Annotated in this window: 14 protein-coding genes; 7 read left to right on the top strand and 7 right to left on the bottom strand. The window is 67.0% G+C overall.

What is annotated here, in order from left to right; all coding sequences use genetic code 11:
• The first annotated feature begins 30 nt into the window (after positions 1–30).
• Positions 31–804: a PaaI family thioesterase gene (locus ON40_RS27610; RefSeq protein WP_051193621.1), complete on the top strand. Its 774-nt coding sequence runs from the start codon at positions 31–33 to the stop codon at positions 802–804.
• 21 nt (positions 805–825) lie between these two features.
• Here the strand turns inward: ON40_RS27610 and ON40_RS27615 are convergent, their stop codons facing one another.
• The gene (locus tag ON40_RS27615) at positions 826–1704 is read right to left on the bottom strand and encodes an aminoglycoside phosphotransferase family protein (protein ID WP_040827660.1); all 879 of its coding nucleotides are present in this window, start codon (positions 1702–1704) and stop codon (positions 826–828) included.
• A 96-nt stretch (positions 1705–1800) separates the two neighbouring features.
• Positions 1801–2367 (bottom strand): DUF4245 domain-containing protein, encoded by a 567-nt coding sequence (locus ON40_RS27620; protein ID WP_040827661.1) that lies wholly within the window; start codon positions 2365–2367, stop codon positions 1801–1803.
• A 227-nt stretch (positions 2368–2594) separates the two neighbouring features.
• On the opposite strand from ON40_RS27620, the gene glpX reads away from it, so the two are divergent.
• Complete coding sequence (gene glpX / locus ON40_RS27625) at positions 2595–3638, top strand: class II fructose-bisphosphatase (protein WP_040827662.1); 1044 nt, start codon at positions 2595–2597, stop codon at positions 3636–3638.
• A 96-nt stretch (positions 3639–3734) separates the two neighbouring features.
• Positions 3735–5138 carry a class II fumarate hydratase gene (locus ON40_RS27630; protein ID WP_040827663.1) on the top strand — a complete coding sequence of 468 codons (1404 nt, stop codon included), beginning with the start codon at positions 3735–3737 and terminating at the stop codon, positions 5136–5138.
• A 66-nt stretch (positions 5139–5204) separates the two neighbouring features.
• Here the strand turns inward: ON40_RS27630 and ON40_RS27635 are convergent, their stop codons facing one another.
• Positions 5205–6422 (bottom strand): FAD-dependent monooxygenase, encoded by a 1218-nt coding sequence (locus tag ON40_RS27635; protein WP_040827665.1) that lies wholly within the window; start codon positions 6420–6422, stop codon positions 5205–5207.
• A 97-nt stretch (positions 6423–6519) separates the two neighbouring features.
• Here ON40_RS27635 and ON40_RS27640 point away from each other — a divergent pair, with 97 nt between their 5' ends.
• The gene (locus tag ON40_RS27640) at positions 6520–7275 is read left to right on the top strand and encodes a TetR/AcrR family transcriptional regulator (protein WP_040827666.1); all 756 of its coding nucleotides are present in this window, start codon (positions 6520–6522) and stop codon (positions 7273–7275) included.
• A gap of 217 nt (positions 7276–7492) precedes the next feature.
• A complete protein-coding gene (locus ON40_RS27645; protein ID WP_040827850.1) occupies positions 7493–7933 on the top strand; it encodes a limonene-1,2-epoxide hydrolase family protein in 441 nt (146 codons plus the stop codon).
• A gap of 67 nt (positions 7934–8000) precedes the next feature.
• On the opposite strand, the gene ON40_RS27650 is transcribed toward ON40_RS27645, so the two are convergent.
• The 4 genes from ON40_RS27650 to ON40_RS27665 all read right to left on the bottom strand — a co-directional run bounded on the left by ON40_RS27650 (position 8001) and on the right by ON40_RS27665 (position 11925).
• Positions 8001–8858 (bottom strand): acyl-ACP desaturase, encoded by an 858-nt coding sequence (locus ON40_RS27650; protein WP_040827668.1) that lies wholly within the window; start codon positions 8856–8858, stop codon positions 8001–8003.
• A 94-nt stretch (positions 8859–8952) separates the two neighbouring features.
• Positions 8953–9537: an LGFP repeat-containing protein gene (locus ON40_RS27655; protein ID WP_245568016.1), complete on the bottom strand. Its 585-nt coding sequence runs from the start codon at positions 9535–9537 to the stop codon at positions 8953–8955.
• A 180-nt stretch (positions 9538–9717) separates the two neighbouring features.
• Complete coding sequence (gene phoH2, locus ON40_RS27660) at positions 9718–11067, bottom strand: RNA 5'-3' helicase PhoH2 (protein ID WP_051193622.1); 1350 nt, start codon at positions 11065–11067, stop codon at positions 9718–9720.
• Positions 11068–11544: 477 nt separating this feature from the next.
• On the bottom strand, positions 11545–11925 hold the full coding sequence (locus tag ON40_RS27665; protein WP_040827669.1) for a DUF488 domain-containing protein: 381 nt from the start codon (positions 11923–11925) through the stop codon (positions 11545–11547).
• A 68-nt stretch (positions 11926–11993) separates the two neighbouring features.
• On the opposite strand from ON40_RS27665, the gene ON40_RS27670 reads away from it, so the two are divergent.
• Positions 11994–12266, top strand: a complete 273-nt coding sequence (locus ON40_RS27670; RefSeq protein ID WP_040827670.1) for a hypothetical protein — start codon at positions 11994–11996, stop codon at positions 12264–12266.
• A 68-nt stretch (positions 12267–12334) separates the two neighbouring features.
• On the top strand, positions 12335–13333 hold the full coding sequence (locus tag ON40_RS27675; protein ID WP_051193623.1) for an LLM class F420-dependent oxidoreductase: 999 nt from the start codon (positions 12335–12337) through the stop codon (positions 13331–13333).
• The last annotated feature ends 6 nt before the right edge of the window (positions 13334–13339 follow it).

Here is a 13339-nt window from a genome sequence, read left to right on the forward strand (position 1 = left end):
CTCCTGCTCGGCCGAGCAGGAGGAGATGCCGTGACCACCGTCGACCACCAGTTGGACAGACGTCGGCACATCCTGCTCGAACTGGGTTTCGCCACCCGCCGCGTGGGCGACGAACTGCACGGCTCGGCGACGATCACCCCGCAGATGCACGTCCCGGGCACCACCCATCTGCGCACCTCCGTCCTGGCCATCTGGCTGGACACCATGGGCGGGCTGCTGGCCTCGCTGGTCATCCACCCCCGGGTGCCGATGACGCTGGAACTGGACGTCAACCTGTTCCGGCCCGCACCGGGTGCGGGTGAGGTGCGCGCGGTCGGCCGGACCGTCAAGGCGGGCCGCTCGGTCTTCGTCGCGGAGATCGAATTCACCGTCGACGACGTGCCGATCGGTTTCGGCGCGACCTCCTTCATGGCAGCGCCGAATCCGGACGTCCAACTGCCGCGCAAACTCAGCATCGATATGCCCCCGAGCGGCACCCGCCTCGCCGTTCCGCTGGCCGAGCGGGCCCGCTGCGAGCGCCGTGAGCCGGGCGTCACGGTGCTGCCCCGCACCGAGGACGGGCTCAATGCCGCGGGCACCGTCAACGGCGGCCTGATCGCGCTGGCGGCGGAGGAGGCGGCCCTGTCGCTCGGGCCCTCGAACGGGCTGAGTTTCCTGGGCCTGCGATATCTGCAAGCCGCGCGGGTCGGGCCGGTGGTGGCCACTGCCACCGCGCAGCACGGCCTGGGCCGGGTGGAGCTGCGTGACTCCGGCAACGACAACCGGATCACCACACTCGCCACCACCAGAACGTTCGACCGATAACCCGGCGTCGTGCGGACCGGCTCACCCCAGCAGGCGGACCAGCCGGTCGTGCACGATCCGCCACAGCCCCGGCGCGAGATCCGCGTCGGCGAGCATCTCCATCGTGCAGATCACCTGCAACGACCGAATCCGTTCCGCCAGTGCGGGTTCGCCGGGATCGATCCCGGCTCCCCGGAGGAATTCGGGCCAGGACCGGGCCAGCGCATCACGACCCGCGAAGCCGACCGACCACGCCCACCGGGCCGGGTCGTACAGCGGGTCGGCGACACATACCGACTCGAAATCCAGCAGTCCGGTGATCGCGCCGTCCTCGACGAGAATGTTCACCGGCGCGTAGTCGCCGTGCGCCAAAACCGCTGGACGGCCGTCGAACAGCGCGGGCAGATCCGCGAGCACCCCTTCCAGTGCGGCGCTCTGCGCGGCGGACAATGCCGGAGCCAGGCATTCGGCCCAGGCGTCGGCGCGGGCGGCCAGATATCGGGGCCGGGCCCACATATCGTCGAGTTCCACATCCGTGCAGGGCAATTCGGAGAAGTCGGCGAGCATCGCGCCCATCGCCCGAGCCAGTGCCGGGAAATGCGGTCCGTCCATGGCGGTTTCGGCACTCGGCGCGCCGGGCAGCATATCGAAGGCGATCCACGGCGGCTGCGCACCGATATCCGCGGCGTGAATGCCCGGAATCGTAATTCCCCTGGCGGCGGCGGGATCTCGCAGCGCATTCATGATCCGCATCCGGCGGTCGGCCTCACCGCCCAGCCGATATCGCTGCACGACGACACCGGTGCCGTCGTCGACGGTCACCAGACTGGTGTTGTCACCGACTCCCCATTCGGCAGACGTCGCCGCCATGATCGGCCGATCCAGTACCCGCTCGAGCCAAGCCAAGTCCGCGCGATCCACTCGGCCAACGTTAGCCGAAAAACAGCGAGAGTCGTTGACGGTTACCCGAATCGGGTCTCACCGAACCGGACCAAGATCACAAATATGCAGGTGGAATCACGAACGCAGCGGTTGAGCGGCATCCACCGAACCGGCCAGAGTCGTATATGCCGACTGGTTGCCCGCACCCTTGATCAGGACTCTGACGGTGCCGAAATCGGTGATCCACGCCGGTTCGTTGCCCTGGACGTGGAAGACCGTCCAGGTCTGATCGCCCACCTTCTGCGATCCCGAGGGACTACGCGTCTGCAGAATGTGATCGGCCAGTGCGGATTCGGTCGCATCGGACTGGGTCAGCTGCATGTACGTGCCCTCGGGCGTGATGTAACCGACGGTGCTGAGCGTGCCGCCGCCCGCGCCGCTGATGGTGTCGCGGCTGCCGGAGTTCGCGGTCCAGTGCTCCGGCAGGCTCGGCTGCCGGATCGGGAACGACAGGGTGTGCGCGTCGTCCTGCAGCGCCGCCTTGACATCGAAGTGCGGAATATTGCCGGTCGCCGGTGTGCCGGGCGAGAAACTGCACTGCTGGGCGAGAGCGGCGAAAACCACGCAGATCAGCAGCAACGGAATCAACGACCAGAGCAGGTCGCGATAGTCGTTGAGGATCCGGGGTTTCTGATTCGGCACGTCCCCAGTATGCCGCGCCGCATTTTCCGCACTTCGCTCCGGAGGGGTGCGCCGACCTGGGCGCCTGGACCTCACCCCCGACGGCCGCACGGAAAACGAGGCCGATATCACAGCGTGCGGACCTGCATCGGCCCAGCACCGACGAAAGTGGAACGGCAGTACCCGACGGGATGTTCTGACCGTTCTGCGACAATTCACAGCAGTAGACCAACGAGGAGGCACCGCAGATGACGGCACCCACACCCGCAACCAGCCGCCGTGAGGCCCCGGACCGCAACCTCGCGCTCGAGCTGGTCCGGGTAACCGAGGCCGGTGCGATGGCCGCGGGCCGCTGGGTCGGCCGCGGCGACAAGGAGGGCGGCGACGGTGCCGCGGTGGACGCGATGCGTCAGCTCGTGGCCACGGTGTCGATGAGCGGAATCGTCGTGATCGGCGAGGGCGAGAAGGACGAAGCGCCCATGCTGTACAACGGCGAGGCGGTCGGCGACGGCACCGGCCCCGAGGTCGATTTCGCGGTGGACCCGATCGACGGCACCACCCTGATGTCGAAGGGCTCGCCGGGCGCGATCTCCGTGCTCGCGGTGGCCGAGCGGGGCGCGATGTTCGACCCGTCAGCCGTGTTCTACATGGACAAGATCGCCGTCGGACCGGAAGCGGCCGATGTGATCGACCTGTCCGTGCCGATCGCGGAGAACCTGCGCCGGGTCGCCAAGACCAAGAAGTCCTCGGTCTCGGACCTGACCGTGTGCGTGCTGGACCGGCCGCGGCATGCGCGGCACATCCAGGAGGTGCGCAACGCGGGGGCGCGGATCCGGCTGATCTCCGACGGTGACGTCGCCGGCGCGATCGCGACCGCGCGTCCCGACTCCGGAACCGACATGCTGATCGGCATCGGCGGTACGCCCGAGGGCATCATCGCGGCCGCCGCGCTGCGCTGTATGGGCGGCGCACTGCAGGGCAAGCTCGCGCCCAAGGACGACGAGGAGCGGCAGAAGGCGCTCGATGCCGGACACGATCTGGATCGGATCCTGTCCACCGAGGACCTGGTCTCCGGGGACAACGTGTTCTTCTGCGCTACCGGAGTCACCGATGGTGATCTGCTGCGCGGGGTGCGGTACTTCTCCGGCGGCGCGTCGACGCAGTCGATCGTGATGCGGTCGAAGTCGGGGACGGTCCGGATGATCGACGCCTACCACCGGCTGACGAAGCTGCGGGAGTACTCGTCGGTGAACTTCGAAGGCGACGAACACGCCGTGCCGCCTATGCCCTGAGCCGAGGCACACGGAGGCGATATTCCCCGGTGGCGTGTGCGAAAAGCCTCAGGCGTGGCTGACCGCTATGGGTTTGTGCGGGCCTAGGCTCGAATTATGACTGAGCAGACGGAATATCGCGTCGAGCACGACACGATGGGTGAGGTTCGGGTGCCGGTGGACGCGCTGTGGCGGGCGCAGACGCAGCGGGCCGTGGAGAACTTTCCGATCAGCGGGCGCGGGCTCGAGCGGGCGCAGATTCGGGCGTTGGGGCTGCTCAAGGCGGCCTGCGCGGTGGTGAACCGGGATCTGGGGCTGCTCGAGTCCGGTAAGGCCGAGGCGATCGTCGCGGCGGCGAACGAGATCGCCGAGGGCGCGCACGACGATCAGTTCCCGATCGACGTGTTCCAGACCGGCTCGGGCACCAGCTCCAATATGAACGCCAACGAGGTGATCGCGAGCCTGGCCGCGTCGCACGGCGTCACCGTGCACCCCAACGACGACGTCAACATGTCGCAGTCCTCGAACGACACGTTCCCGACCGCGACGCATCTGGCCGCGACCGAGGCCGTGGTGCGCGATCTCGTGCCTGCCCTGGATCATCTGCGAATTCGCTTGCTGGACAAGGCGACCGAGTGGCGCACCGTGGTGAAATCCGGGCGAACCCATCTGATGGATGCGGTGCCGGTGACCCTCGGACAGGAGTTCGGCGGGTACACCCGGCAGGTCGAGGCCGGTATCGACCGGCTGACCGCCACGCTGGTGCGACTGGGTGAGCTGCCCATCGGCGGCACCGCGGTCGGCACCGGACTCAACGCACCCGACGGCTTCGGCGCGGCCGTCGTCACCGAACTCCGCCGTTCCACCGGGCTGGACCAATTGTCCGAGGCCGCAAATCATTTCGAGGCCCAGGCCGCCCGCGACGGACTGGTGGAGGTCTCCGGCGCCCTGCGCACCGTGGCGATCTCGCTGACCAAGATCGCCAACGATATCCGCTGGATGGGTTCGGGCCCGCTGACCGGCCTGGCCGAGATCCGGCTGCCGGACCTGCAGCCGGGATCCTCGATCATGCCGGGGAAGGTGAATCCCGTTCTGCCGGAGGCTGTTACACAGGTAGCGGCGCAGGTGATCGGTAACGACGCCGCGATCGCCTGGGGTGGCGGGAACGGCGCGTTCGAGCTGAACGTCTACATCCCGATGATGGCGCGCAACGTCCTGGAATCGATTCGGTTGTTGGCCAACGTATCCCGCCTGTTCGCGGACAAGTGCATCGCCGGACTGGTCGCGGACACCGAGCACCTGCGGCAGCTGGCCGAATCCTCCCCGTCGATCGTCACGCCGTTGAATTCGGCGATCGGTTACGAGGAGGCCGCCGCGGTGGCGAAACAGGCGCTGAAGGAAGGCAAGACCATTCGCCAGACGGTCATCGACCGTGGACTGATCGGCGACGCACTCTCCCTCGAGGAACTGGACCGTCGGCTGGACGTGCTGTCCATGGCGAAGGTACAGGATTCCGAATAACACTCCCCCGTGGCGGATCCGGTTCACCGTTCCGATGAACCGGGTCCCCCGGCGCGCCACCAGGATTCACGGCGCGACGGCGGCGCGGGCCGATTCACCCTGCCCGCCGATCATCGCCGGGTAGTCCAGCAGATCGATGTCCTTGGCGGCGTTGTCGCTGAACCGCGTCATGAGCCCGAAGGTGCGCGACCCGACGAACCAGTCGCGCATCGCGATTCCGCGCGCGGTACGCGGCGCGAGGAACCGCCCGGCGTTGGAGTTGCCCGCGATCTTGGCGTAGCGGCGCATCAGCTCGTCGTAGCGGGCGAACGCACCCGCGTATTCGCCTCCGGCAGCGGCCAATTCACCGGCCAGCACGTAGGCTCCGACGACCGCGAGCCCGGTTCCGAAGCCGCCCAAGGTATTTCCGTAGGCCGAATCGCCGATCAGGGCGACCCTGCCCTTGGTGTAGTGGCCCTTCATCCGGACCTGACTGATCGAATCCAGGTAGAACGCGTCGAGTCCGGGCAGTTCGGCCATCATCGAGGGGACTGGCCCGCCGAGTCCGGCGAACCGCTCCGCGACCAGGCGCTGCTGTGCGGCCACGTCGTCGCGGGCGATGTCGAGCACCGGCGAGGCGAAGATGTACTGGTGGGCCGCCTTCGCGCCGCCGCGCACGGCCAGCATGCCCGGCGCACTGTAGGCCGACGCCCGCCCGCGCACGCGCGGCCCGTTCGCATCGTGCCCCCATCCGGGCGCACCGGCGATGCAGTAGTAATAGCCCAGGTGGTGGACGTAATCGGATTCCGGCCCGAAGGCCAGGCGGCGCACCCGCGAGTGAATTCCATCGGCGCCGAAGACGAGGTCGAAGGTGCGAGCGGGCGCATTTTCGAATTCGACGTGCATGCCCTCGGCGGTCTCGGTGAGCGCGCTGATCGAATCGCCGAACAGGTATTCGCAGGTGTCCGCGGTCTGCTCGTACAGGATCCGGGCCAGGTCGCCGCGCAGGATCTCCACGTCACCGCCGGTGAAATCGCCTGATATCACGGCCAGTTCGCGGCCGTCGTCATCGGCGAAGACCATATCGGTCTTACCGGTCTGCTGCCGCACGATCTCCTCCCACACGCCCATGCGCTCGAGCACCGTGCGATGGGTGGGTCCCTTGAAGTCGATGGCCTGCCCGCCGGGGCGCAGTTCGGGTGCCCGCTCGACCACGGTGACCTCGAAGCCGTAGCGGTGCAACCAGTAGGCCAGGGCGGGGCCGGCGATGCTGGCGCCGGAGATGAGAACGGTCTGATTACGCATGGTGAGCTCCGGTTTCTTTAACTGTGTCTGTCGGACGCAAATTAGCGTACGATGGACACAGTTTCGAAGTCAAGAGTCGATCGGCAAGGATGGTGAGATGACCGCACCGACCGCTATCGAACTGCTGTGGGGCACCCAGCAGCGGCCCAAGCGCGGGCCCAAGCCCTCGCTCTCCCTGGACCGGATCGTCACCGAGGCGATCGCGTTCGCGGATTCCGAAGGGCTGGTGAACCTTTCGATGCAGCGCCTGGCCGAACGACTCGGCTGCGCGAAGATGGCGCTGTACCGCTACGTCCCCGGCAAGGCCGAGCTGACCGCGCTGATGCTGGACGCCGCAATGGGTGATGCGCCGGATCTCGTTTCCGCGGCGAAGGATTCGACCGAGCAGCCGTGGCGCGCGCAGCTGCGCGCCTGGTGCGTGACGAGCTACGAGATGTTCTGCGCGCACACCTGGACGCTCGGCATGCTGGTCACCGCACGCCCCTACGGCCCCAACGAGATCAACTGGTTCGAGGCCGGTCTCGCCCCCTTGGCCGACAGCGGCCTGACCGGTCCCGAACGACTGGACACCCTCGCGCTCCTGTCGGGTCAGGCGCAGACCTTCGCCCGCGCCACCCTGGGCGATCACAGTGGCGGCCTGGAGGAAGCCATGTTCGAACAGCTGACCCGCGTCCTGGCCGACCAGGCCGACCGCTATCCGCACACCGTCACGGCCTTCAGCGAACCTGCCCCGCCCGGCTCCCGCGACAACGCCCTGCACTTCGGCATCGATCGCATCCTCGACGGCCTGGCCGCGCTCATCGCGACCCGCGAGGTGAACGGCGCCGGTGCCGAACCACCCTCCGCGAGCTGAACCGAACGACGAAACCCGCGACCCGGAGACCGCGTGACGGCCGGACCCGGGCCGTCGAAGTCCCGGTCACCGACCCGAGCCGGACCCCATCCCAACGGCCGATCCCCGGCACCCGCACACCCGCTTGCGCACAAAAGGCACGGAACCGACGAACACGGCGGGCCGAACGGGCCCCGATTCCATGGATTCGGACCCCGCCGCGGCATACAGTCGGAGCATGTCCGACAAACCCGAGCTACGGCAGGATGCGATCACCACGGTTCGCGAATTCTTCGCGGCGTTGGAGATGGGCGCGGTGGACGAGGCGCTCGAACTGCTCGATCCCGATATCGTCTGGAAGAACACCTCGCTGCCCGACGTGCGCGGCGTCAGCCGCGTCGGCGGTCTGCTGCGTGGCCTGTCGCGTGAATCCTTCGGCTTCCGCGTCGATATGCACCACATCGCCATCGAAGCCGACGGCCGTCCCGTCTCCGAGGGCGATACCGTCCTCACCGAACGCACCGACTACCTGCGTGCGGGCCCGGTCGAGATCGGCTTCTGGGTGTGCGGCACGTTCGAACTGGTCGACGGCCGCATCACCCTCTGGCACGACCACTTCAGCTGGGAGAACTTCCTGCGCGGCACCGTGAGCGGCATCTGGAAGGCAGTGCGGGGCTGACAGCCGCTGCGTGCCCGGCAGGAGCCACCGCCTCCCCATCGACGGCCGACGGGGAGGCGGAGCAAGCTCAGGGGCGCAGATGGGCCAGTTCGGTGCGAGCCTTCTCGCCGTCGGCGCTCAGGTCGGTGCGGGTGAAGACGTTCCAGCGGGCCAGGAGCGGAGTCAGGACGAGTTCGGGCTCGCGGGCCGGGTCGTAGATTCCGGCCTCGGCCAGGATCGTGGTGCTGGTGCGGCCGTCGGCGAGGGTGACCTCGGGCACGGCGAACGCGGCGACCTGGTCGGCGATCGCGCGCATGGTCTGATCGGGCGCGAGATTCAGCGCGGCGGCGACGAGATCGGCGAAGAATTCGGACTGGAGTTCGTCGTCGGCGGCGATGCGGTCGGACATCGCGGTGACGATCGGATTCTCCCCCAGCGCCGCGGTGTTGCGATGCCGGATCGCGGCGGCGCGCTCCTCGAGAGCGCTGACGGCCAGCATGTCCAGCAGATGCAGTGCGGGACGGCGGAATCCGGTGGTCATGTAGGACATCCGCATCCGCTCGAGTGCGACCGGATCCACCGCGCGGGTGACCACCAGATAATTCCGGAGCATGATCGCGTGCCGATTCTCCTCGGCGGTCCACCGGCCGACCCAGCGCCACCACGGGCCGGTGCGCAGATACCTGCCCACCTCGCGATGGTACGAGGGCAGGTTGTCGGCGATCAGCACACCGACGGTCAGCGCCAGCTGCGCGACCTCACCGAGTTCGGATTGACCGGGCTCCCAGTCGGTTCCGCCGAGGAAGGCGAAGTTGCGGCCGTCGTCCCAGGGCACGTAGTCCTGCGGCTGCCACTCGTCTGCTGTGGCGATGTGTCGCCGCAGATGTTCTTCCACCTCCGCCGCAAGTGATTCCAGCAGCTCACGGTCGGTCAAGAGAGTTTGCACGCCGACAACCTACCTATTCGGGGTCCGAAATGGGCATTTACCGTACAACAGCCCGGGAACACCGTTCCCGGGCTGTTACACAACACGAAGCGAACTACTTCATCGTCACCGAGGTCTGGTTGTTCACCCAGGTGATGCTGCCGCCGGTGAAGTCGCTCTGCTTACCGTTGGCGATGTCCTTCTCGTCGGTGGTCGGATAGCCGAGTTTGCCGTTGATCCCGCCGTTGCTGTCCCACGCCTTGCGGATATCACCCCAGACCGCGTGCGGACCGGTCTGTTCGCTCCAGCAGATCGCGCCGCCGGTGAATTCCTGGCAGGAACCGCCGTTCGGGCCGTTCATCGAGTTGCCGGTCGGCGCACCGAGCGTGCCCGCGGGACCGCCCATCTCGTTGTACTTGGCCAGAACGTGCCCGGCGACGGTGATCTCGCCGCTGGGCGTTTGGATCTTGGTCTCCGCCGCGGCCCCGTTCGCACCGGTTTCGTTGGCGGCGGACTCCTTCGCGCCGGATTCGTTCGCGCCGGATTCGTTCGCGGCGTTGGTGGCCGCGGCGGCCGCGGACGTCGTGGCGGAGCTGTTGTTGTCGTCATTGCTGCTGCACGCGGCGGTGAACAGCAGTCCTGCCGCAGCCAGCGTCATCGTCATCGCGGCCGAGCGTCGAGCGAAGTGGTGCATATCCATCCTCTCGAGGAGAGGTTGCCGACGGCCCGCGCAGAACGGACCACCGGCAACCCGAAGCCGGTGCCCTGCTACGAATCAGCGAACCACTGATGTTTCAACTGAATCGCGCCGAACAGGTATCTCGGCGAAATATACCCGCCGACTCCTCGAGATATCCGGATGCTGTGAATTCGCTCGGACTCAGGCGTGCGGGCCGTACTCCTCCAACATCTCGGTCACCAGCGCGGCGATCGGCGACCGCTCGCTGCGGGTGAGCGTGACATGCGCGAACAGCGGATGCCCCTTGAGTTTCTCGATCACCGCGGCGACGCCGTCGTGCCGGCCGACGCGCAGATTGTCGCGCTGCGCGACGTCGTGGGTGAGCACCACCCGCGAACCGCTGCCCAACCGGCTCAGCACCGTCAGCAGCACATTGCGCTCGAGCGACTGCGCCTCGTCGACGATCACGAACGAATCGTGCAGCGACCGCCCGCGAATGTGCGTCAGCGGCAACACCTCCAGCATGCCGCGGGCGAGCACCTCCTCCATCACCTCGGGACTGGCCAGCCCGTCGAGGGTGTCGAACACCGCTTGTGCCCAGGGACCCATCTTCTCGCTCTCGGATCCGGGCAGATAGCCCAGTTCCTGTCCGCCGACCGCGTAGAGCGGACGGAAGACCACCACCTTGCGCTGAGATCGACGCTCCAGCACCGCTTCCAGACCCGCGGTCAGCGCCAGCGCGGATTTACCCGTGCCCGCCTTACCGCCGAGGGAGATGATGCCCACGCTCTCGTCGAGCAGCAGATCCAGCGCGACCCGCTGTTCGGCCGAACGCCCGTGCAGTCCGAACGCCTCCCGATCGCCGCGCACCAGCTGCACCCGTTTGTCCGGAGTCACCCGGGCCAGCGCGCTGCCGTTCGTACCCAGCAGACGAATTCCGGTGTGGCAGGGCAGATCCCGGGCCTCGTCCAGATCGATCGAGGAGTCGGCGTAGAGCCGGTCCACGACGTCGGCGGCGACCTCGAGTTCGGTCATCCCGGTCCAGCCGGAGGTGATGACGTCCTGCGCGTGATATTCGTCGGCCTGCAGACCCACCGCACCGGCCTTGACCCGCAACGGAATATCCTTCGACACCAGCACCACCGTGCGGCCCTCGGCAGCGAGATTGAGGGCGCAGGCCAGGATGCGGGAATCGTTGGTATCGGTGCGGAATCCGACCGGTAACACCTCCGGATCGGTGTGATTGAGCTCCACGTGCAACGTGCCGCCCACGGTCCCGATCGGAATCGGCTCGTCGAGCCGACCGTATTCGATTCGCAGATCGTCCAGCAGCCGAAGCGCTTCGCGCGCGAACCAACCGAGTTCGTGGTGGTGGCGTTTGGCTTCGAGTTCGCTGATCACCACCAGCGGCAGGACGACCTGGTTCTCGCCGAAGCGCGTGATGGCCCAGGGATCCGACAGCAGAACGGAGGTGTCGATCACGAAGGTTTTCGATCCGGATTTCTCGCCGGACCCGGAGGTGTGGGCTCCCTTTCCGGAGCCTCCGCTCACATCGGAGCGGGCATTCGAGAAAGCGATGACGGAGCGTGCATCAGTCACGGTGGGCTCCTTTGTTGCCCGGGCTACACCCGCCCGGACCTATCTCGCTGGACCGGTCCGACCCGGGGTCATACGACCCGAGGGCCGGGTGCCGGCCCCCTCGCACTGATTTGCTCAGCCACGATCAGGACCTCCCGTACGAACCACACCTACGCGGCCCGCACATCCGACGTTACTGCGGTTTCGCCGATCCGGCTTGCCGGTTTTGCAAGCGTGTTGGTGAAGTTCCCGTTAACGTGCGGCTGGACCGGGGGCGCAGGAGCGATGCCCCGGTGTGAAATTTATCTCAGCGAGGCATTCGCGCAAACGGCTGTCGGATCGCGAAAGATCCGCTGCTCGAGCGATTTCGGGTGTCGCGCGGGCAACTCGGAGCCCCGCGCGGCCGCATCGGCCCGGCCGTCCGAACGCGATCCCGGACATTCCCCGCGATCAGGGCAGTTCATCGCCGAATTGTGCGAGCAGCACCGGAATATGGCTGTGCGCAACGTCTTTCACGGCAGTCACCAGAGTGACCGGACCGGACGCGCGTAACTCGCGTAGATGCTCGAGGCCCTGCCGGTGTTCCTCGTCCTCGAGTTCGGTCCGATATCTGCTGGCGAACTCCGAGCCGCGATGTTGCGGGTCGGCGTGGAACCAGCGGCGCAGATCGTTGGACGGAGTGATCGCCTTCAACCATTCATCGATGTGCGCCTGCTGTTTGCTGATGCCGCGCGGCCAGAGCCGATCGACGAGTACGCGACGTCCGTCGTCCTGGTCGGGCGCGTCGTAGACACGTTTCACGGCGAAGCTCACCGACGGTTGCTGTGCCATACCTCCATGGCAGCACGAATTACCGCCACGCGCGAGACCCGCACGGTCCGAGCCGATAGAGTCGTCATATGGCCGATGCTGCGGAACTGGAGAAGCTCTCGTCGAAGGAACTGCACGACCGTGCCGTCAAGTACGCGGTGCGCCACGGTGACGTGCGCTTCCTGTGGCGGTTGCTGGAGCAGATCCCCGCGGCCGAGGCCGCGACGGGCAATGTCGGCGAGAGCGCAGCCGATATCAAATACGTCTTGCCGATGCTGGACGATTACGTGCACGCCGGGGACGGGGACATCGCGGAGGTTCTGCGCCCGCTGTACGTGGAGTACCTCAGCAAGCACGGGTGATCGCCCACAGCGAAACGGCCTGGGCTCGCGTTGACATGGAGTGCACTCCAGGTCATAGCGTTCCACGCATGACGAACGCACAGACGCAAGGTCCCGGATCGACCGGTAAGCGGCGGATCCGGCTGGGGTATCAGATGCCGCATTTCAGTCATGCGGCGTCGGCGCGGGAGCTGTTTCCCTCGGTGATCGAGCAGGCTCGGGCAGCGGAGGCGGCAGGATTCGATGCCGCGTTCGTGATGGATCACTTCTACCAGCTGCCCAATCTCGGCGCGCCCGAGGAGCCGATGCTCGAGGCGTACACCGCACTGGGGGCGCTGGCCACCGCGACCGAGCGAATTCAGTTGTCCACCTTGGTCACCGGGAACACCTACCGGAATCCGGCGATGCTCGCCAAGACCGTCAGCACGCTGGACGTGGTCAGCGGCGGGCGCGCGGTGCTGGGCATCGGCGCGGGGTGGTTCGAGTTCGAGCACATCGGATACGGATACGAATTCGGCACCTTCACCGAACGTTTCGAGCGGCTGGAGGAGGCGCTGGCGATCATTGCGCCGATGCTGCACGGGCAGCATCCCACCTTCGAGGGCAAGTGGTACCACACCCGCGAGGCGCTGAACGAGCCCCGCATTCGCGATGATCTGCCGATCATGCTCGGCGGCGGCGGGGAGAAGAAGACCTTCGGCATGGCCGCCCGCTACGCGGATCATCTCAACATCATCTGCAACGCAAGCGAATTGCCGCGCAAGATCGATGCGGTGCGCGCCCGGTGCGAGGAGAACGACCGCGATCCGAAGACCCTGGAGACCAGCTTCCTGGCCTTCGCGATCATCGACGAGGACGGCGATCGCGCCCGCAAGCTCCAGGCCGAAGTGGCCGCCAAGCAAGGTGGTGCGGATCTGAGCGACCGCCAGTTCGTCGGCACCCCGGACGATGTCGCCGAGCAGGTTGAGCGCCGCGTGCTGGACCACGGGGTGGACGGCATCATCGTCAATATGGTCACCAACGGCCACGAGCCCGGCGTGCTGGAACTCGCCGGCAAGGCACTGAGCCCGCTGGTGCACAAGGACTAGCCGGTA

Origin of the sequence: Nocardia jiangxiensis NBRC 101359, from assembly GCF_000308615.1 — a bacterium.
In the GTDB taxonomy this organism is placed as follows: domain Bacteria; phylum Actinomycetota; class Actinomycetes; order Mycobacteriales; family Mycobacteriaceae; genus Nocardia; species Nocardia jiangxiensis.

What these genes read in the sequence shown, in the direction of transcription:
- ON40_RS27645 (WP_040827850.1), top strand. Translation starts at nt 7,493, where the DNA reads ATGTCCGACAAACCCGAGCTACGGCAGGATGCGATCACCACGGTTCGC.
- ON40_RS27635 (WP_040827665.1), bottom strand. Translation starts at nt 6,422, where the DNA reads ATGCGTAATCAGACCGTTCTCATCTCCGGCGCCAGCATCGCCGGCCCC.
- ON40_RS27655 (WP_245568016.1), bottom strand. Translation starts at nt 9,537, where the DNA reads ATGGATATGCACCACTTCGCTCGACGCTCGGCCGCGATGACGATGACG.
- ON40_RS27670 (WP_040827670.1), top strand. Translation starts at nt 11,994, where the DNA reads ATGGCCGATGCTGCGGAACTGGAGAAGCTCTCGTCGAAGGAACTGCAC.
- ON40_RS27630 (WP_040827663.1), top strand. Translation starts at nt 3,735, where the DNA reads ATGACTGAGCAGACGGAATATCGCGTCGAGCACGACACGATGGGTGAG.
- ON40_RS27665 (WP_040827669.1), bottom strand. Translation starts at nt 11,925, where the DNA reads ATGGCACAGCAACCGTCGGTGAGCTTCGCCGTGAAACGTGTCTACGAC.
- ON40_RS27640 (WP_040827666.1), top strand. Translation starts at nt 6,520, where the DNA reads ATGACCGCACCGACCGCTATCGAACTGCTGTGGGGCACCCAGCAGCGG.
- glpX (WP_040827662.1), top strand. Translation starts at nt 2,595, where the DNA reads ATGACGGCACCCACACCCGCAACCAGCCGCCGTGAGGCCCCGGACCGC.
- ON40_RS27675 (WP_051193623.1), top strand. Translation starts at nt 12,335, where the DNA reads ATGACGAACGCACAGACGCAAGGTCCCGGATCGACCGGTAAGCGGCGG.